The 19,594-nt window shown below is 57.7% G+C and carries 18 protein-coding genes and 1 pseudogene; 13 read left to right on the top strand and 6 right to left on the bottom strand.

Features of this window, described 5'->3' with window-relative positions; genetic code table 11:
• The first annotated feature begins 346 nt into the window (after nt 1–346).
• The 5 genes and pseudogenes from GS429_RS22455 to GS429_RS02590 all read left to right on the top strand — a co-directional run bounded on the left by GS429_RS22455 (nt 347) and on the right by GS429_RS02590 (nt 6,013).
• Nucleotides 347–1,771, top strand: coding sequence for an SWIM zinc finger family protein (locus GS429_RS22455; RefSeq protein ID WP_328821206.1), 1,425 nt, complete (start codon nt 347–349; stop codon nt 1,769–1,771).
• A 340-nt stretch (nt 1,772–2,111) separates the two neighbouring features.
• A complete protein-coding gene (locus tag GS429_RS02575; RefSeq protein WP_160062429.1) occupies nt 2,112–2,636 on the top strand; it encodes a DUF7342 family protein in 525 nt (174 codons plus the stop codon).
• 878 nt (nt 2,637–3,514) lie between these two features.
• Nucleotides 3,515–3,856: pseudogene (locus GS429_RS22060) on the top strand (RNA-guided endonuclease TnpB family protein); the annotation flags it as partial.
• 100 nt (nt 3,857–3,956) lie between these two features.
• Nucleotides 3,957–5,189: an RNA-guided endonuclease InsQ/TnpB family protein gene (locus GS429_RS02585; RefSeq protein WP_160062431.1), complete on the top strand. Its 1,233-nt coding sequence runs from the start codon at nt 3,957–3,959 to the stop codon at nt 5,187–5,189.
• 50 nt (nt 5,190–5,239) lie between these two features.
• Complete coding sequence (locus GS429_RS02590) at nt 5,240–6,013, top strand: RNA-guided endonuclease InsQ/TnpB family protein (RefSeq protein ID WP_201293939.1); 774 nt, start codon at nt 5,240–5,242, stop codon at nt 6,011–6,013.
• A gap of 101 nt (nt 6,014–6,114) precedes the next feature.
• Here GS429_RS02590 and GS429_RS02595 read toward each other — a convergent pair whose 3' ends face one another.
• A complete protein-coding gene (locus tag GS429_RS02595) occupies nt 6,115–6,672 on the bottom strand; it encodes a hypothetical protein (RefSeq protein ID WP_160062433.1) in 558 nt (185 codons plus the stop codon).
• Nucleotide 6,673: 1 nt separating this feature from the next.
• A complete protein-coding gene (locus tag GS429_RS02600; protein WP_201293940.1) occupies nt 6,674–7,063 on the bottom strand; it encodes a hypothetical protein in 390 nt (129 codons plus the stop codon).
• A gap of 777 nt (nt 7,064–7,840) precedes the next feature.
• Here GS429_RS02600 and GS429_RS02605 point away from each other — a divergent pair.
• The 3 genes from GS429_RS02605 to GS429_RS02615 all read left to right on the top strand — a co-directional run bounded on the left by GS429_RS02605 (nt 7,841) and on the right by GS429_RS02615 (nt 11,149).
• The gene (locus GS429_RS02605; protein ID WP_160062437.1) at nt 7,841–9,274 is read left to right on the top strand and encodes a DEAD/DEAH box helicase family protein; all 1,434 of its coding nucleotides are present in this window, start codon (nt 7,841–7,843) and stop codon (nt 9,272–9,274) included.
• Nucleotides 9,261–10,628, top strand: coding sequence for a DUF790 family protein (locus tag GS429_RS02610; RefSeq protein WP_328821207.1), 1,368 nt, complete (start codon nt 9,261–9,263; stop codon nt 10,626–10,628). The genes GS429_RS02605 and GS429_RS02610 overlap by 14 nt, the downstream gene beginning before the upstream one ends.
• 272 nt (nt 10,629–10,900) lie before the next feature.
• Nucleotides 10,901–11,149 carry a hypothetical protein gene (locus GS429_RS02615; protein ID WP_160062441.1) on the top strand — a complete coding sequence of 83 codons (249 nt, stop codon included), beginning with the start codon at nt 10,901–10,903 and terminating at the stop codon, nt 11,147–11,149.
• Nucleotides 11,150–11,163: 14 nt separating this feature from the next.
• Here the strand turns inward: GS429_RS02615 and GS429_RS02620 are convergent, their stop codons facing one another.
• Complete coding sequence (locus GS429_RS02620; RefSeq protein WP_160062443.1) at nt 11,164–11,658, bottom strand: DUF8045 domain-containing protein; 495 nt, start codon at nt 11,656–11,658, stop codon at nt 11,164–11,166.
• A gap of 84 nt (nt 11,659–11,742) precedes the next feature.
• Nucleotides 11,743–12,114: a DUF7964 domain-containing protein gene (locus tag GS429_RS02625; protein WP_160062445.1), complete on the bottom strand. Its 372-nt coding sequence runs from the start codon at nt 12,112–12,114 to the stop codon at nt 11,743–11,745.
• 150 nt (nt 12,115–12,264) lie between these two features.
• Here GS429_RS02625 and GS429_RS02630 point away from each other — a divergent pair, with 150 nt between their 5' ends.
• The 5 genes from GS429_RS02630 (at nt 12,265) to GS429_RS02650 (ending at nt 15,149) form a co-directional block, all read left to right on the top strand.
• Complete coding sequence (locus GS429_RS02630; RefSeq protein WP_160062447.1) at nt 12,265–12,633, top strand: calcium-binding protein; 369 nt, start codon at nt 12,265–12,267, stop codon at nt 12,631–12,633.
• Nucleotides 12,634–12,948: 315 nt separating this feature from the next.
• Nucleotides 12,949–13,506 (top strand): IS1096 element passenger TnpR family protein, encoded by a 558-nt coding sequence (locus tag GS429_RS02635; RefSeq protein ID WP_160062449.1) that lies wholly within the window; start codon nt 12,949–12,951, stop codon nt 13,504–13,506.
• 67 nt (nt 13,507–13,573) lie between these two features.
• Nucleotides 13,574–13,735: a hypothetical protein gene (locus tag GS429_RS02640; RefSeq protein ID WP_201293941.1), complete on the top strand. Its 162-nt coding sequence runs from the start codon at nt 13,574–13,576 to the stop codon at nt 13,733–13,735.
• Nucleotides 13,736–14,079: 344 nt separating this feature from the next.
• Nucleotides 14,080–14,916 carry a DUF8137 family protein gene (locus GS429_RS02645; protein WP_201293942.1) on the top strand — a complete coding sequence of 279 codons (837 nt, stop codon included), beginning with the start codon at nt 14,080–14,082 and terminating at the stop codon, nt 14,914–14,916.
• Nucleotides 14,917–14,999: 83 nt separating this feature from the next.
• Nucleotides 15,000–15,149, top strand: a complete 150-nt coding sequence (locus GS429_RS02650; RefSeq protein WP_160062453.1) for a hypothetical protein — start codon at nt 15,000–15,002, stop codon at nt 15,147–15,149.
• A gap of 348 nt (nt 15,150–15,497) precedes the next feature.
• Here GS429_RS02650 and GS429_RS02660 read toward each other — a convergent pair whose 3' ends face one another.
• Nucleotides 15,498–18,548: a CFI-box-CTERM domain-containing protein gene (locus GS429_RS02660; RefSeq protein WP_160062455.1), complete on the bottom strand. Its 3,051-nt coding sequence runs from the start codon at nt 18,546–18,548 to the stop codon at nt 15,498–15,500.
• 17 nt (nt 18,549–18,565) lie between these two features.
• Entirely contained in the window at nt 18,566–19,420 is an 855-nt protein-coding gene (locus tag GS429_RS02665; protein ID WP_160062457.1) for a hypothetical protein, read from the bottom strand.
• Nucleotides 19,421–19,594 lie beyond the last annotated feature (174 nt).

Here is a 19,594-nt window from a genome sequence, read left to right on the forward strand (position 1 = left end):
GACTCGAATCACTCCCCGATGCAGTCACTGCAGTCGAGTGGAACGACGAACGACCGGCTGGACTTCGGTGACAAGTGCGAACAAGGAACGGTGTAGTCCCGCGAACTCGAGAACGGCGTCCATCTGCGTGTAGTTTCTCCTCACTCAAACAAGGACTCCACGCTATCTATCAAGTGATATATCGATGGGGTTGATCGCCGCTGGACGGACGTCGTCACGGCCGGTTCGTCTTCGATCAGTGTCTCGTCGAGAACGATTTCCTTCCGCTGACCGTCTTCGAGTGGCGTCCGTTTCGTCCGCCGGATCGAAAAGCTGTTTCAGCGTTCACGACGTACGTTCACTACCCGTGCCAACCTTCGCTCGAGCCGGTGCCGGCAAGTGGCATATCGTCGGCCCTGACGGCTGCCGATACGGCCACCAGTTCGCAAACGAAGACGCAACTCCCGATGAGACCACTACTGCCACCGATATCGTCGCCTACGAACCGCCTGAGCAACCTGACAATGGCTCACCCGGTTCGGTATCCGTCTCGCTGTCGGTGGGCGGGAGTTCGTTCCCGCGCGGGCGAACCGACGACCAACGCCTCGTCTTTCCGGCCGCCATCGAAGAGAGCGACTCCGAACTCTGTGGATCGTGTCGCACCGAACTGGAACACCACCAGAAACGCCGCTCCCGGATCATCACCGGACTCAAACGAGTGACGACACGCCGCGACATCGACTGGGATCGAACCGATCACGAACCGTATCGGGCCTGTGATTGGTGTCGGGCTCACGAACGCACGACGTGCGATGGCCTCGGCGCAACGGTCTGTCCGGCCTGTCGTCGCCTGTTCGAGACGCCACTGGGTGAACCGACCGACGACACGGCTCCCGATACCGACCGGCTCCCCGAGACACCGTCGGAACCGCTCGTGCCGATCGTCTTCGGGACGGACCTGCCAGGATATGACCCGACTGACCTCGTCGGGAGCAATCGGCCGCTGATCAAGTACCGGGAGAAACGCAAGTACGCTGCCCTCGTGTTCGAACTCGAGCGCACCGGCCACGGGTTTGGGGCCGACGGGATCGACGCGCTCGAGGCTGCCCGTTCCGAGTACGCCGAAACCGTCGTCGAGACTGAGGACCACCAGACCGAGGTCACGCTCGAGGTCGGCACGACGCCACGCACCGTCACTCTCGACGGAATCCGTCCGGACGACCGCGGTGACGTGATCGAAGCGTGTTGGGATGTCGTAAGCGATCCGGCGTACTGGGTTCCGCTCGGCTGGCCACAGCAGGGCTACATTCATCGGAACGCAGGTGATCCGTCGATACCGGGTGCCGATCCGGTCGTCGAAGAATTTCCACGCCTCCGGACCCAACAGCCGTCGTCAACGGTCGACACCGAGACGCTCCGATCGATGACCGAACCCGGTCGATACGACCGTGGTGAGCGCTACTACAACCACGGAGCCGTGACCGATATCGAGCGCGTCGACGATCGGCTTCGGGCCACGGTGCAGGGAAGTCGACCGTACACTGTCGAGGTGACGCTCTCGAACGGGAGCTATATGGAAGGGCAGTGTAGCTGTCCCGATGACGCGGTTCCGTGCAAGCATATCGTCGCAGCCGTACTCGCAAGCGGCGATGTCGAAGCCGTCGGAGAGGGTCGATCGATCGAGGAGGTACTCGAGACGGCGACACCCGACGAACTGCGTGCATTTCTTCGGACACGTGCTGAGGAGGACATCACGGTCCGCAGACGGATGTACAAGGAGTTCGATGCCTGATCGATCACCGGATCAACCACTTGACTCCACGTAAACTACCCCACCCTACTCCTTCGGCGCATACGCGCCTCGGTCCTTGAGGGTAGCGCGGGACCGAGAGTGATCGGGATTTGGTTTGAATACTCGTTCCGGAAGTGTTCGCTCGAGTCCCGGATTGGAATAGCGTACCGGCATAGCCACGATTCAGAAGTGGCGCAGACCACTCCCGCTCTCGTTAACGCTACTCGCTCCCGTTGATCGCTGCGTTGCTTCTTGAGGATGGGGGTTCCACTGGACAAAGTTGGAGCTCACATATCTGGATTGGAGATAACTTTATTGGATTGAGGACACAACTCCCTCTATGGACGAAGCAAAACGTGGTGTGGAGGCATGGAAGGAACACACGACGGCTTTCGATAGAGTTCGATCGATTGCAGAAGCTGTTGATCGGCCTCGAACAGCGAAGTATATTGCAGCGGAAGCTGCGGTTTCTCAGACGACGGCACATGAGCATCTCAAGCGCCTTGCTGAAATGGATGTCATCCGGGCAGTAGACGGAGAGGATGCAACGCGATATGAACCGGATCCGCTTTACGCTCGGTTCAGAGCACTTCGGCGTCTCATCACTGATCACGACCACGAAGAGCTTCTGGAACTCAAGTCAGACCTCCAAGAGCAAATTGAAGAGTTCCAGGAACAGTACGAAGTAGGCTCACCGGAAACGTTGCGGGAACAGGCGGCAGAAACTGAGACAGCGGAGGAGACGCGAGAGTATCGCAAAGATGCGAGTGACTGGGAATTGGCGCTGTACCATCTTTCGATCGCTAACGACGCAATCAACAACTATCGTGAATACGCAGACTTAGATAACCGTCTTCACGCTTGAATATGTATGTTTTCGACGGGGGTCATGATCCTCGCCAGACAGCGCATGAAGCACTACGACAGATTCGCAGGGAGCTCAATCGCCATCCCGCGATTACGAGTGTTGAAGGCGTTCCTCACGATACGCTTCATACCGAATTGAGAGCTAAAGTCGAACCATCGCACATTGGGGCAGATGATCCGAGTGGGACACTAACTGTTCGGTGGTTCGTAACTGAACCGGATGACCGTCCTGAATTCGTCTTCCACTATTCGGACGAGTCGGGATTTGATTGTGGGTGGCACCATCATGAACAGGATCATGTAAGCGGGTGGGGCCATTACCAAGAGCGGGAGTCCGAGACTGACGACTATTCGTACCAGACGTTCCAGTTTGGGAGCCAGGAGCCATCACGAGTTGTGTGGGAAGTTCTCGACGAACTTCAAGAATACTTCCAGTAATAGAACAGTTCGCATACCCATCTTCGACTAGCCGACGGACGGTCAGTACAGTTGTGATACCTATCTTCATACAGCGAGAGAATCCCACCCTTCCCGTGAGGGACGAGTGTTCCGACGTCCTGTCGGAACCGAGGAGCGAGCAGGGTGGGAGTGAATCGCGTACGCTCCGGGAATATACCGCCATCGTTCCTGCTGACTGGATATTCCACGTCAAATCCTAGCCATTAAGTTATTTCATTGTCATAGGCTATGTATGGTGAGTCTGGTCACAACACGCACCATTACGGCAGCACTCACGAACGACCGTGAGGGTGTCGTACGTGACCTCGACTCATACGGTTTACTGTAGTCAATTACCGCCGATCACCGATACCGTCCCTGGTGATCGACGGTAAATAGTTACAGCAATCCGTATCACTCGCTCGTTCCGGCAGTAAAATCTGGAACGTCGCTCGGTGGACCATCAGCCGCATCTGGGACCACACCGGAGAAATCCCGGACGAGGGACCGCTCAAGTCCTACATGAAGAACCAAGCGTGCTGGAAAGATTTGAACTCGCAGTCAAGTCAGGCAATCGTCGAAGAATTGTCTGGCGCTTTCCAGTCATGGTTCCAACAGGATGACCCAGACGCTAACCCACCGGGCTACCGCAAAGACGGTGATGAACGACCACGTACAACTGTCACGTTCAAAGAAGACGGCTTCAAACTCGACACGAAACACCAGCAAGTCCGCCTCTCCAAAGGCAAAAACCTGAAAGACGGCTGGAGTGATTTTATCAGCGGACAAGGCGAATACCCCGGGGCTAGACCCCGGGGATGAAGCCGACACGTAGGAATACAAACCATTAAGTGAACATATCGTTAATCAAGAGACAGCGATGGAACACAGTCACCGCTACCACGCCTATCCGACACAAGAGGTAGCGGAGCGACTGGAACACCATCTTGACGTTCATCGCCAACTCTACAACCACGTCCGCTGGGACTACACGAATAGCCCAGAGGACGACAAACCGAGTGAGTACGACCAGAACAACAAACTCCCCGAGTGGAAACGCAAATGGCCGGTGTTCAGCGAACTGCACTCGAAGGCCGCACAAGCCACTGTCGCTCGCTTCCACCGCAACCTCTCGAATCTTCGCAAGAAGAAAGAGAAGGGATACAACGTTGGTCGTCTCAAACGGCAAGCACCCACCGACTACCGGAGCGTGACGTACAACCAGTCTGGTTTCGACCTCGATGAAAAGAGGGGCCGCGACAGGTTTGCTTACGTCCGCTTCAGCAAAATCGGCTGGGTGAAAATCCGATACCACCGTCCGGTCCCCGACCATACTTCAATCAAGGAGATCACGTTCAAGAAGGAGACGACTGGCGAGTGGTTCGTCTCTTTCGGATTGGAAACCAACGATGCTGACCTGACAGAGAAACCCGACGTGAACTCGCTCAACACGAGCAACAGCGTCGGAATTGATCTCGGCATCCAGAACTACATCCACACGTCTGACGGCAAAACCGTGGACTGGCTCGACCTCGAAGACGAATACGAGGTTCTTCGCCGCGAACAACGCAAACTCTCGCGGAAACAAAAAGGGTCGAACAACTACGAAAAGCAACGCCGGGAAGTGGCGAAGGTTAAGCGGCACATCCGTCGGAAGGTGCTGGACTACCAGCACAAGATAACGACGTGGCTCGTCCGGGAGTACGACGCCGTGTTCGTCGAAGGTTTGGACGTAAAGGAGATGCTTGAACAGTCGCACAACGCTCGCAACAAGCAGGACGCGGCGTGGCGACAGTTCATCACCCTCCTCGACTACAAAGCCGACCTGTACGGCTGTCACGTCGTGCAGGTCGAAGCCTCTGGAACGACGAAAGAGTGCGCGTCGTGTGGTGTGGAGACGGCGAAGCCAATTTGGGTGCGTGAACACTCCTGCCCGTCATGTGGGTTCGAGTGCGACCGTGACGCGAACGCGGCGATGAACGTTCTACAACGCGGCTTTTCTGAGTTAGGGCTGGGATGGCCCGAACCCACGCCTGTGGAGACTGCGCTCCCTACGGACACCTATTCGGTGTCTGCAAAGCGCGTCGTAGAAACAGGAAGCCTCGGGGCTTGACCCCGAGGCGATTCACCCTCTGCGAATACGACACCGGTCCAGACGCAGACTTGACCGACGTAGAAGACGTACAACAGGTCCGCATCATCTGGAACGGTGACCACTGGGAACTCCATTTCGTCTGTAAAGTCGCCATCGACGCCGCTGACTCGTCAGGTGAGACAACCGCAGGTGTTGACCTCGGAATCTGCAACACTGCCGCCATCTCTGTCGGTGACGAAACCGTATTGTATCCAGGCAACGCCTTGAAAGAAGACGCTCACTACTTCCGGCAGGAAGAATACGATACGGAAGGCGAGAACGGCCCCAGCACCCATGCTGAGTGGGCACGACAGAAGAAATCCCGACGACAAACACATTTCCTGCACGCTCTCTCGAAAGACATTGTTGAGCAGTGTGTAGACCGTGATGTTGGGAAGATAGCGGTCGGCCACCCGAAGAACATCCGCGAGGATGAAGACTGGGGTAGGCACGGGAACAAACGCCTGCACGACTGGGCGTTTGAAACCATCCTGAGTCACATCGAGTATAAGGCCGAAGAGCGTGGGATCGAGGTTGAGCGGATTGACGAGTACGAGTTAGCCACGTCGATAACGTGCTGTGAGTGTGGTATGAAAGCTGACTCGAACCGTGTTGAGCGTGGGTTGTACGTCTGTGAAGAGTGTGAATTGGTTGCGAATAGCGACTGTAATGCGGCTGAAAACATGCGAAAGACGGTAACTCCGAGTCCGTCACAGGATAGGAGTAACGGCTGTCTGGCCCAGCCATCGGTGCGCCTGTTCGACAAATCGACGGGGAGAGTAGCCCCACAAGAACAGGTGTGACCGTAGACCGGCAAATATCCCAACGCTTCGGTGCGGTTCGGGAAGCCGCGTCCTTCAGGACTCGGAGGAGGTCACTACTCGGATCAATCGGTGAGACCGGTTTACTCCGTGAAATAGGTGTTTCGAAGTTGATTCACGTACTGCCGATCCCACTGTTTCGTCTCGATATAGTACGTCAATGCAGCATCTACATACTGGGAAGTGAAGAGTCCACGATCGGCCAGTACGCACAGGATATGTGGGGTCGTAAACAAGATGTTTCGGTCATCTAGTGCCAAGGAAACGAAGAGATAGTTCGTTGTGTTGAATTCGTCCGTGACGAACATCGCAGCGGAAATCTCGTTTGCAAGCCAAATTCCGTGTGATTCACCCTGGTCAAGACCAAAGTCGAGCGGATCGTCAATTTCGTCATTGACGTCGTGAGTGGTGAGATGATGCGAAGCTTGGAAAACCAGATCTGCAGCTGCCGAAAGGAGATCATCGCTCCCCTGTGCGTCATGTACTTCGCCAAGGACACTCGACGGGACGTGGACGTCGTACCCCGTTAGCACCGTTTTGAGTGGGTCTTCACCAGTCGGTGCCCGGGAGCGTCCGTCAACCACTGGCGTTGCAAGGTTAAGGAGAACGTTCGTATCGACGACGATGGCCCGTTCGCCCATCCTATGCGCGTGACTCCGTATCGTCTGCTTCTTCGTGAGGAGTCCACTCGGGAACATCACCGTCGTAAAATTCCGCTGGTGGTGAAAGTTCGCTCTCGATCTGCGGTTCGGGTGGGTCGCGGTTCAACGAGGCTCGCAAGAGTTTCATCCGCATCGCTTCTTCTGTACCGAGGATTGATTCGACGGTTTCGAAGTCAATCTCTCCGGAATAGTACGCGTCGCTGATCATCCGCCGGAATCCGTCATCGGTGGCGAGTTCTTCAATTTCGTCTCGGAGCGCCTCGATGAGGAGTTGTGTCCGAGAGACATCGAGAAGGTCAGCGACCACGTCCGCTTGGTCTACGAGCGAACTGGGGGCGTTGAAATCGACCCGGGTTTTCTCCTCTGGCATCATATCCATGTGTAGGATCTACACATGAATAAGGCTGATGATGGAACCTCACAGGATTAAATCAGTACGCTCGCGATAAAACACTCGTCGACCTCGTCATCGCCCGTCCCGATCGTGGTACTCACTTCGGCAGGCCATACCTCGGACTCGAGCATCCCCTCGTTGCGCACACGGATATCCTCGTACGTGTACTCACCGCCAGGAGCTCATTTCGAAACCGTGTTCGTCTCAGAATATTCCCGCAGAGTATCCCCGACTTCGTCGAACGTTACGCCTCGGCCGCCGCCCAGGATCGTCCCCTCGAGACCGACGAACCGCCGGCGCCAACTACTCGAGTTCGTCTCAGTGTTTCTCTGTGACTCAGCCGTACGGATACCTACTGTCTCACTTTGCGGACGACGTCGAGACGATCGCGGTATCGGTCGGTTGGCTGCATTTCTGAACGCTGCCGATCGGGAACGCGAACTCGACGAGTTCGCGGGTAACAGCGGATGATGTATCGATGACGATCGTCGATAATTGCACTATGCCAGTTCTAGTTGACAGGTATACGCTCCACCTCTTACTGGAGAGATTGCAGCGAAAATTCGTTGCTGCATCGTCCGTTGAAGTCGTCTTCAATTCGGTCTCGAGCGCGAACAACGCGGACGTCGGATCCAACCGAACGACCTGTCGGTGTGTCGACTGCCAACCGGACAGACTCACCGCGATCGGAGACAGGTACCAGCGCCCCGGTCCAACACAGCTAACCGCACTGATCGACGATACTGGTCACGAATGGACCTCGAGTTCGATGACGGAACGCTCCTGCTCCGCGACGCACCCGAGGGAGTCCCCGACGCGGAGTGGGATGACCGCGTCGACGAATTTCGGGTGCAGGCCTATCGCTATCGGTCGCTTCTCGAGTGGGCAGACGAGTGGAAGACCGACTCCAGTGACGAGAGCCAATCAACCCTTCAGCAGAGCGCTCGTCGATCCCACGCGCTCGACCTCACGGACAGCGCTCGCTCCTATCCCGATCTCGCACTCACACCGACAATTCAGGTTGATCCTCGCTACTATCAGCAGGCCGCTCTCGAGGCCTGGTGCGAGCACGAACGCCGAGGCAGTGTCGTGTTGCCGACCGGCAGTGGGAAGACCTTTCTCGGACTGCAAGCGATCACGGACGCTGGTGTCGCGACGCTCGTGGTCGTTCCGACAATCGATCTCATGAACCAGTGGCACGCTACGCTGACCAATGCCTTCGATGACCAACTGCCGAACGGCGTTGGCGTACTCGGCGGTGGGTCTCACGAAATCACTGCCGTGACCGTCACGACCTACGACAGCGCCTATCGCTACGTCAACGAGTACGGTGATCAGTTCGGTCTCCTCATCGTCGACGAGGTACACCATCTCCCGGCTCCGACCTACCGCCAGATCCCCGAAATGATGATCGCGCCGTACCGACTCGGGCTCACCGCCACCTACGAACGGGCCGACGATAAACACGAAACGCTCGACGAACTGCTCGGCCCAGTGGTCTACGAAGAGAACGTAGACGCACTCGCCGGTGAATACCTTAGCGAGTACGAAACCATCCACCTCGAGGTCGAACTCACGTCCGAGGAACGCCAGCAGTACGACACGGAGTACGAGATCTATCGTGAGTACGTCGATACCCACGAGTTCGATATCTGGACGGAACGAGGGTATCAGGAGTTTCTCAGACGCTCGTCCTACGATCCGCAGGGCCGGCGGGCACTGATCGCCAAACAGCGCGCCGAAACGATCGCCCGAACAGCCCACAAAAAGCTCGATACCCTCGATACGCTCATCAAACGGCATCACGATGACCGTGTCATCATCTTTACCGCCAACAACGACTTTGCCTACGACATCTCCCAAGAATTCATCGTTCCCTGTATCACCCACCAGACACCGACTGACGAGCGAACCGACCTCCTCGATGGCTTCCGTACTGGGACGTACTCGATGATTGTCACGTCGCAAGTGCTGGACGAAGGAATCGACGTGCCCGCGGCCAACGTCGGGATCATCCTCTCCGGAAGTGCCTCAAAACGCCAGTACGCCCAGCGCCTTGGCCGGATACTCCGCCCAACAGACGATCGACAGCCGGCACGACTGTACGAGATCATTGCTGCGAACACGAACGAACAGTATGTCTCCCAACGACGGCGGAAGGGGGTGCGTTCCAGTGCTGACAGCTGATCTCGCTCGCTCACGCACGACTGGTGGCGAAGTCGTTCCCCTGTTCATCGATCCAACCGAAGAACGCTACCGGGAAACCGCTCGCGAGCTCATCGAGCTGTTCGAGGCCCATCTGGGCGAGCCCAAGGGCGACCTCGAGGCGGCGATCAACGAACTCACGATCGAAGATACGGAGTACAAGATCATCCAGGGGTTAGCAAAGCTCCTCACGGACGAGTGTGAATTCGAGGTCCACGCAGCGGTCGAACCCAAAACGATCCGCCACCACCTCTTCGAGCATGCGAACGAACAGTATCCGATCGTTCGCCAGCCAACACTGGGTGAGGATACCCAGAAGCTCGACGTGTACAGTACCGTTGCGGACGAACTGGGCATCTCTCTTGCCGAGTGTCACCAGGGGATGTACGCAGATCTCGAGGAGAACAAGCGTCTCGTTCGGCTGGGAGAGCGCACCGCTAACGAAATCACGGCGGAAGAGACTGGTGACGAGACACCGTCGACGACGACCCTGACCGGTAGCAGTGACGAAGCCTACCAGGAGACAACGCTCACAGCGGCGTGGTTGCTCACTCGCTACAATCTCGCACTCGCACAGGCGGTTCTGTACGATGCGACGCGCATGCATATCCGCGTGTGGGATCACTTCGGGACGATATTCAGCTACGTGAAGCTGTTCGGGTTGATGCACCGGCTGTATCCAATCGACAGCGACGGACACCGTGTGGCAAGCACTGATCTCGCCGACGGCTACGAAGCAGTGCTGGACGGGCCTGCCTCGTTGTTCTCCAAGTCCCAAAAGTACGGCATCCGGATGGCGAACTTCTTGCCGGCGTTACCGCTGTGTGATCGGTGGGAGATGGACGCGGAGATTCTCACCGACGATACCACAGGGGAAACGCATCGGTTCACGCTCGAGCAGACAGACGAACTTGAGTCTCACTACAGCGCTGGCAAACGGTTCGACAGCGTCCTCGAGCGGACACTCGCCCAGAAGTGGGAGCGAGCGACGACCGACTGGGAGTTAGTCCGTGAGGACGATGTTTTCGATATCGGCGAAGAGGTGTTGATTCCCGATTTCGCGATCGAACACCCCGACGGTCAACGAGCAATTCTCGAGATCATGGGGTTCTGGACGCCCGAGTACCTCGAGTCAAAGCTGGAGAAGATTCGCCAGGCAGATGCCGAGAACCTGATCGTTGCTGTCTCCGAAACCCTAGACTGTGCTCGCGAAGACTTCGGTGCGGCGAGCGACCGTGTGCTGTGGTTCAAAACAGGGATTCACGTCTACGATCTCGTTGAATTAGCGGAAGCGCATGCGGTTCACGTTCCGTCAGAGAGTTCAGATTCCAATTGAAGTGCACTGCCGGAGACGGTGATCGCGGTGCTCTCGTGACTGCTCCCGGGGATAAATCTTCGCGACGGAACTGTTCATCAAAACGCAAGGCGGATACCTCGGGGCTTGACCCCGAGGCAGTTGACCTGAAGAGATCCACGATAACGTCCGGCCAATTCCGATGTTGAAACAGCGGTATCGGCGTGTCGTCATAGCTCGGCGTACGGTCGCTCCAGTCGGTCCCCGCCGTTGATATCCTTGCATCGCCTACGTTACTGAACGGGGACCGCACAATGCGCGATCGAAACGATCAGAACCCACGGCTCGGGGACGAAATTCGGACAGTGGTTGAACGACAACTCCAGCAACCCGATTTGGAGGAGGTCAACCATGCGGTTGATCGGCTGATGGACGAGGGGAACAGCAGAGAGGAGGCCGTCGATACGGTCGGGGCAGTGTTGCTCGAAGAGATGTCCGAGATGATGTCTGAGAAGGACCCCTTCGACCGGGAACGGTACATCGAACGGTTACAGGGGCTCTGAGCGCGCTGGAGCAGTTACGGGGGTTCGTAGCCACAGTTCGGGCAGAACGTTTCGTCACCATCCAACAGTTGGAGACACTCGACACATACGCGGTTGCTGGGAGAGATGGCGATGTCTTCGAGGAAGTCGAGGGACGTGTGCGGACCGGCGTCAGGGCCATATCCATCGGCGTAGCCCGGAAGGGTTGAGGCCCACTGGACGGTCCCCTCCTCATCAACGAGTGCGATATTACCGGCGATATCGAAGTTTCCATAAGGTTTGTACGCGTCGGATGGTCGGTGATCGATGCGTTCGGTCAAGTCACGATTGCGTTTGAGATCGCGCTCGTAGACCGCCTCAGGAGTCGGATACCTAATTTTGCCGGGAAAATCAGTAATTGAGCTGTATCGTTCGTCAATGCGGTCGATTTCGACTGAGAGTCCACGCTCGTCATGTATTGTTCTCAACAGTCGTATCGTGTGCTCGTGCCAACTTTGGACCTCGGCGTCGGCATAATATCGGACCTTCATACCAGAACTCACGCAAGCGAGCAGGGTAGTGGCTTTGGTCCCGCTACCCAGGAGCTGGTCCTGACCGATCGACACCTCCACCAGTCAGGTGCCTGAATCGGTGTCGTCTGCAGCGGCGATTCGATCGGACAGGCTTTCGGCGAGCCACTCGTTGGCTATGTCGCTGGCCCGATCAACCATTTCCTGGTGGCTTATCTCGTCCGTCTCGAACGACTCGTAGACCCGCCATTGGTCTGCGGTCGAGTCGAACACAATCACGTGCGTCTTCGATTCCAGGTTCAGCAGAAACGCCTCGATGCTTCCGGGTGTTGATCCTGGAAGCCCCATCGCTCCGTGAATTTTTGGATGATCACTTTCGCCGATCTGTTTTACGACGTTGTCCGTGATCGGTTGGTCCGGAAGCGACGAGAGAAACGATGGTGGGTCCTCGGTCGCCGAAGTCTCGTCATCAGTCATGTGTGGGTGTTCGCGGAGCGACGCTTGAATCCATGGTCTCGGCAGCGGATCTCGAAACCGCTCGAGTCTCACAACGGTATCCTCACTGACAGAGCAAGAAGTGTCCCGACGCCGCGGAACGTCTTACTTCTGGGGAAGGTACTGCTGGTCATGGCGAGGATAGACAGAGACGAGGAACGGGAGGAGCGCATCAAAATGGAGATCGTTGTCGATGCCTGTAACCGAGATGAACGGGCAATCGGCTGGTACACCTCCCTCGCAGACACGATCAGATTTCCATTCGAGGCCCGGTGTATCGAAGAGCGGGAGGTATCGCCACTGGAAGAAGGCGAAGAAATGCACGTGAGCGGAATGTCTTCCGTCGAGGCATCACAGAGCGAGATGTTTGTGACGGTGGACCGGATGGGGCGGGAACTGGGTGTGCCACTCGCACAGTTGGAGCCGATCCAGGTGGACAGTGAGACGGAAGAACCGGTAGCGGACTGGCATTACTGGGCCGAGCGTGAGTATGAGATATGACAATAAATTCGATTACTCGCCGTTCATCGACAGCGCTTCCACTGCGTCGTCCATCACGTTGAACAGCCGATCAGTCTCGGAGTACGTCGAGATGGGCATTGCTCAGGCTGTTATCGGGCAACGCTTCCAGAACAACGACTGGACCGCTATCCTCGGACGTAGGTGGGTCAATCATCTCTGCAAGATCCTCTCGTATACATGATCGCCGGATGGACAAATTATTGTTTCGCGAGCGACCGCTCCTGACATCGACTGATCGAGAATGAGATCATTGCCGGGAGGACATCTACAACCCCAGGTCCTGAACGGCTACCTATGACAAGCTACGTGTTTCGCGTGTGGCTGCAGCCGAATCCACCGCTGGAGTTCAATCCCGACGATGAGGTCTGGCGCGACATCGAAATCGACGAATCTCACACGTTGGCCGAGTTCCACGAGGCAATTTTCGACGCGTTCGAGCGATGGGACACCCACGGATACGAGTTCATCGCACGTGATGGCGAGGGGATTGCGCTCCGGAGCTACCCCCACCCACAGCTCTATGACGGCGGTCCAAGCTGGCCACCGATGGATGACGAGGAGATCGACCGATTCATCGACCAGGCTGTGCCGGACGATGTCTCCGAAAACGCCAAACAGCGGTTCCGCGAACTCCAGTCGAATCCGCCAACGGAGGGCAACGTTGCTGACACCACGATCGGCGATCTCGACTCCGAAGGGATGGGAGTGCTATCCTACACGTTCGATATGGGCGACAACTGGGAACACTACATCGAATTACAGGAAACCCGCGAGGAATCGCTGGATGGGGCACCAGCTGTCGTCGACGAACAGGGCACAGCACCACCCCAGTACCCCAAGGGAGACGACTAGGACAGGCCACGCGACAGCGCACCGCTGACACGCGCTCACGGACACAACACCCGGCAATCAGCGCGACGTGTACGGCCTACTCACGGCGTGGAACCAGTCGATCGAGACCGCACTCGAGCGCGGTGGTGGGAGTCGGTTTCGGGACGTCATGTGTCAGTACCTCGAGAAGGTAATCGAACTCGTCGATGTCGCCGCGACAACCGATGGGATCGACTGGAACAGTAGTTGACTCGATGGAAATGCTGCTATCCCACGAGAGCGTGAAACAAGATATGGGACGTAAGTCGGAACGGCCGACCTGAAACCGTTGACCCGGGAACGAACGACATCGAGCGACCGCACGGCCATGCTTACGAACCTCACATGGCCGGACCCAAACACAGATACGTTTCTCCCTCGCACATCCACACGAACACGAGAATGCCCCGGCAATGCGATACTTGCGGCGAGACTTTCACCACGCTGAGTCGTCTTCGCCTGCACGACTGTCTGGAGGCGGAGTCAGAGAGCCAGGATCCACGATCTTCGTTCGCTGGCTTCCTCGATTCGATTTCGAATTCGCTCGAAACTGACATGCAGCGAAACGTACAAGAGCGCGAGAAACGAGGACTCGAAGCCGCGAGCGAGACGCTGAAGACCAATCTTGAGACAGCTGCCCAGGGAGATGTCGACGCCGCCTTCCGATTGATCGCCCGGTACGAGCGAGAGCTCAAAGAGTACCACAATGCCGAGGACTACGACACGTATCGCGGAATCCTCTGGGCGTTTTACGAACCGGCCGCAGAGGCGCTCGACGAGATCGCCACGCGCGAGGGATGGGAGTTTCTCGCAGATCTGATCGATGCCTATCCGCGCGAAAGAACCGGTGACGATCCGTTCGTGAACCCGATCATCGAAAACGCGGTCGGACGGCACGTCGTCCGAACGCGACTGCGCGACGGCGTCGCGGCCATCCCCGTCGAGGCACTCGCGTATCTTGGCTCGTTCTGGGAATCGATAGGCGATGTCAGCGGGGAAGAGTCGTTCACCTACGGCTGGGGTATTGGCCATCCCGAGCACTCGGTCGCGGATCACCTCCACGATGTCGTCACCACGGAACTGTTCTGGGTGCGAGGAGTGCTCCCGCATACGTTCTACGCCGACCAGTACGCCGCGGCCGATCTGCTCGAAGCGTTGCTGACCGACGAGCGGATCGACTACGAGGATCGATACATGCTGGCGTCAATCCTGGCCACGGTCGCCCACGATTCGACGCCGAAAATTCCTCGCTACTGGAACCTTCACGAGGAACGGGACTACCAGTTCGAGTGGGACGAGACGGTCAGGGCACGGCTTCGGGACGCGATCGAAGCCGAGGGGTTCCACCGGCGACTGGACGAGGACTGGACGTTCCGCGACATGGAAATCTGACAGTCGGTCCATAAAAATCGGGGTACAGCGGTGGTTTTGGCCAATACTCCACAATTGATTCAGAGAGGGGACCAACGTCAGACATGAGCAAGCGAGTGACTGTGACATTGGATGATGAAGATTTCGAGTATGCAACGGAAATGAAAGAATTCCTGGGATTGACGTGGGAAGAGTTCATGATCGAGGCTGCTGAATGCCTCGACGAACAAATCGAAAACGGCCGAGTTGCGTGACAGGAATTACTCCGGGAACTCCTCCAGCAGATCCTCGAGCAACGGCCGCAGTTTGTATTTTCGGTATGTTCGTCTTTGATCTCTTCGACGTAGGCACGCCACTCCGCAAGCTCGCCCGAAGCCCGGGGACAGTTGAGCCGCGGGACTCGAGGATCTCGACGATGATGCTCTGTGGCACTCGTGCTCGTCGATATCGATCGCGGTGGCGTCGCCGATCGAGTCGCCAAACTCGACGATGAGGGGCGCTACGCGATCAGTGCAGTCACGTGACCGAACTGCGCCTCGGTGTGAACAAGCGATACGAAGACGAATCGACGCGGCAGGATGCACTCGAGAACCACTGCTCGCTCAGTTCTCCGCAGACCCAGTCAGCCCGGCAGCAGTCACAACTCGAGAGAGCGGCCGAACCAACAACTCGCGCACGAGCCGACGTCGCCGATCACTCCGAGAGATCCACTCGGCGATCGGCGGCGATGTCGCGTAGTACGCCTCGACAAACAGCCGCCCGAGCCGACTCGAGCGAAGCGTCGTGTCGCGGAAGTCACGTAACTGAACGACGTGGTCGTGATCGAGACTGCCCTCCGCGGCGGTCGCGATGAAACACTCGTCGACCTCGTCGTCGCCCTCGACGGTCGCCGTCGCGGAGTCGAACGCCTCGGCCGGAGTGAACCCGCCTGACGGCTGGATGACGACCAGCACTTCCTCGTCCGCCTCGAGTTCCCGAGTGAGCTCGAGTGTCCGTTCCGTTCGGTCCTCCCCTGGATGTGGCGTAGCTGGGCTCGCAGTGATTTCCTGCTCGCTTTCGTCGCCGACTCGGATCCGCAGATTTTCATCGTGTCCCGGACTGATGCTGTAGTTTACCACGACAACCGTCTCGCCGGCCTGTGGCTGTGCAGCGAACTCCACGGTCGTCGTCTGTACGACACTAAACGCTCGCTCCAGACTATCGTCGTCCGTCGTCACGGTCAGATCGTACTCGCCGCGCTCGAGCGCAGCGGTATCCAGATCGACCGGTGTGTCCATCTGGTCACCGGTATCCAGTGTCGGTGTGGAGAGCACCTCGGTCCGAACGGCGTCGCCGGTGTCGTCGGTAACTGTGACGGTGACTTCCTGCTCGTCTTCCAACCCCAGATTCGTCACGGTCACTTCGGGGCTCATGTCCGTTCCCAACTCAACCAGATCGGGGACGTCGACAGCCGTGATTTCGAACACGGACTCCTCGGTCGTCGTGAGCTGTGCCGGGGCTGTCCGCGTTGTCTCATCCGCAACGATGACGTACTCGTACGATCCGAGTTCGTAGTCGGCGGTCTCGAGTTCGAACTCGATTTCCCTGTCCTCACCAGCTGGCAGAGACACATCTTCCGTATCGATCTGTTCGCCATCGAACCGGAACGCGATCTCGTCGTCAACCGATTCGTCGACGGTGTTGGCTACCGTTACTGACACGGTCGGCATCTCGCCCTGCTCGAGCACGTCGGGAGCCTCAATTGCCTCAATCCGAACGCTGTGTTCCCAAGCGAGTGCCGGATATCCATCGGTAACGACCCACGTCTCGGTGAAGTCGAAGTCATTGAGGTTCGCCTCGGCAGCGTTCCCGGTCATCTCGTCGGTTGTCAGCCCGGTCCCACCACCGTCCGTCGTCTCCGTCTCCGTGGCCTCGAGATCCCAGTAGGAACGAGAAATGGTCCCGTCCGAATTTGAGGCGACGAGCCCGTTCGCGTCCCCGGTGATCCTCGCACTCGCGTACGATTCTGTCACGGTCCCGCCGAGAGCGTTCAGTCCGAGGATCCCTGCGGCACCTCTATCGCCGTGAACGGATCCCCGTGCTACTGATTTCTCCACGTGATCGCCCGACGACTGGCCGATAATGCCACCGACTGTGCTCTCACCTTCGACTCGAGCCTCCGAGAGCACGTCGGTAATCACGACGTCCTCTTCCACGGTTTCGCCCGATATCGTGCCACCGATGATACCGCCGACGTTGTCCTCGCCGACGATATCACCTGACACGGAGACCGCGGAGATCTCGACAGGCGAAGAAGCCAGTCCGACGACACCACCGACGAAGTCCTCGCCGGAGAGATTTGCGTCCACGAGGCGAACGTCGCTGATCGTCCCGCCGGAGACGTTGCCGAACAATCCAACACCTTCGAACTGGTCTACAAATTGCTCGATTCGAAGATCGCGTATCTCGTGGCCCTGCCCATCGAGAGTACCGGAAAACGGATTATCTCCCGTTCCGATACGAACGAAGTTCTCGAACTCACCGAGATCGATATCGCTCGCGAGCTCGAAGTGAGCCGTTCGCTCGAGGTCGGCGTACGCCAATTCCGAGCCGTCGGTGACTTCGTAGGGATTGGTGGCGGTTCCGTCTCCGAGTGCCGGCTCGTCGGCGATGACGATCGTATCCGTTGAAGTCGTCTCACCGACACTCGCGGTGACGACGAGCTCGTTCTGCCCACCGTCGGTCGGAACCGAAACCTGTGCAGCATCCGTTTCACCGATGGGTACCGAGACCGAATCCGTGCCGACGACTTCGTCGCCGACTTCAAAGACGATCGACAGGTCGTTCAGATCGTCCTCGTCGCCACCCAGTCCCCGGACCGTCGCCTCGACGGATGCATCCTCACCGCGCTCGGCAATCGGACCGGCATCGACCGCAATGTCGACGGCCGGATCGGCTGGCTCGCCGACTGCGACCGTGTCGATAGCCACTGGATCGATTCCGTACGGATCATCGTCGACGATACCAGCAGTAACGTCTCTGGTCTGCTCGAACGGAATGCCGTTTTCCGTGTCCGCTGCCGCAACTGTTTCCTGACCGCTCTCTCCAGGGGTGAGCTCAAGGAGCTCCGCTGCACCACCTTGTTCGGTATCGAGACGGAGCGTGACCTGCTCTCGTTCCTGGTACTTCTCTGAGAGGGCGTACTCGACGGTCACCTCGGTCTCACCGGCAACGGGCTGCTCAACGAACGCGACCCGCCCGCGAACGGGAACCGTTTCCGAGACGATCGCTTGCCCCCGGTCGGAAACGCCGGGGTCCAACAGTGCAACCTCCAGGGATTCGTCCTCTGTGATCGAACTCGAGAGCTCGAGTTCCGTTTCGACAACCGCGTCGGGCTCGAGTTCGAACGGCGATTCCGTCACCTCCCCCTGCTCGTCGCTGAAAACTCGAAGGTCAGCCGTCGACTCGGTCCGCGCGGCGACTCGGACCGTCGTCGAATCGATCGATGGCGGGTCGACGAACTCGACGAAATGAGGGACGGCGTGTTTTCTGTGGAAGTCGATGACGTCCTCGGTGACCGGGCGGTGGCCGACGTTCGGATACACCTCAACTCGACCCGTCGCGTCCGCGTCCTCGTACACCGATTTGCAAAACGGCATCCGATCCTCCTGCATGTGGGTTCCGTAGACGTCTAGCGCAATCTCGCGCTGTGATGGATTCCAGGCATCGTTGTACGGGATCGTATCGTTCTGGTCATCCCCGCCATATACACCAGCTGATCGGTCTCTTGCCAGCCTTCCAGATCGAATTCGTGGCCGGTCAGGGACACGAGGTCGGCGACGCCGACCTGGTAGTTCAGTTGGTGCCCGTTCGCTTCGGTTTCGGGTAGGAGTGCCGTTCCGTTGATCCCGCCAGCGGTGGCCGATCTGACGATCTCCGGATGAAGCGCAGTGAATCGATTCACGAAGTTCCCCGATGCGGAGAATCCGTTCATGAGGATCCCGTCGGCAACGGGATACGAACGGTCGGCGAGTTTCGCTTTCGCGTGCTCGATCATGTGAAGCAGCTGTTGATCGACTCGTTCTAACTTTCCGCCGTCAATTTGCATCGTCTCGACGTCGAGTGCGTGGACGTAGTGGTAGCCATCGACTGGATCGGACGCCGGGCGCGGGAACACGGGGACGAGGACGGGAACACGAAGTTCGTCGGCGATTTGTCTCGGTGTCTGTCTCTCGATCAGGCTCTCCGCAGCCTCGCGATGATCCTCGAGCGAATCCGAGGTCCCTCCCGTGTTGTTCGGTTCGACGAGAAGCGGGCGATCGTACTCGTCAACAGTTGCCGGAGCGTAGAGATAGTACGGATAGTTGAACCCAGCATCGCTATCGGCCGAGATCACCGTCACGTCCAGTTCGCCGTTGCTGGCTGTTAGCGAACGTCCCTTGCCGTCAGCGCTCACTGCACCGACGGCCAACCCACTTGACGTAACCGTCGTCGTAACGGCGGTCGTTTTCAGTAGGTCGCGACGATTGATACCGGAATCAGACATCGCAGCCTCGGCTGAGTATTGCGATCTGTGATTCCAAACGACTCTTCGTTAGGTATCTATGTGAGAGAGTAACAGAATCTGACATACTCACTAATTTTCTCGGTGTTTCTTAGTTCTGGTGATCACTCGATGAGACCGTTCCTTCGGATATCGGGCTGTACAAAACTTGTAAAC

The organism is Natronorubrum halalkaliphilum, from assembly GCF_009834785.1.
Classification (GTDB): domain Archaea; phylum Halobacteriota; class Halobacteria; order Halobacteriales; family Natrialbaceae; genus Natronorubrum; species Natronorubrum halalkaliphilum.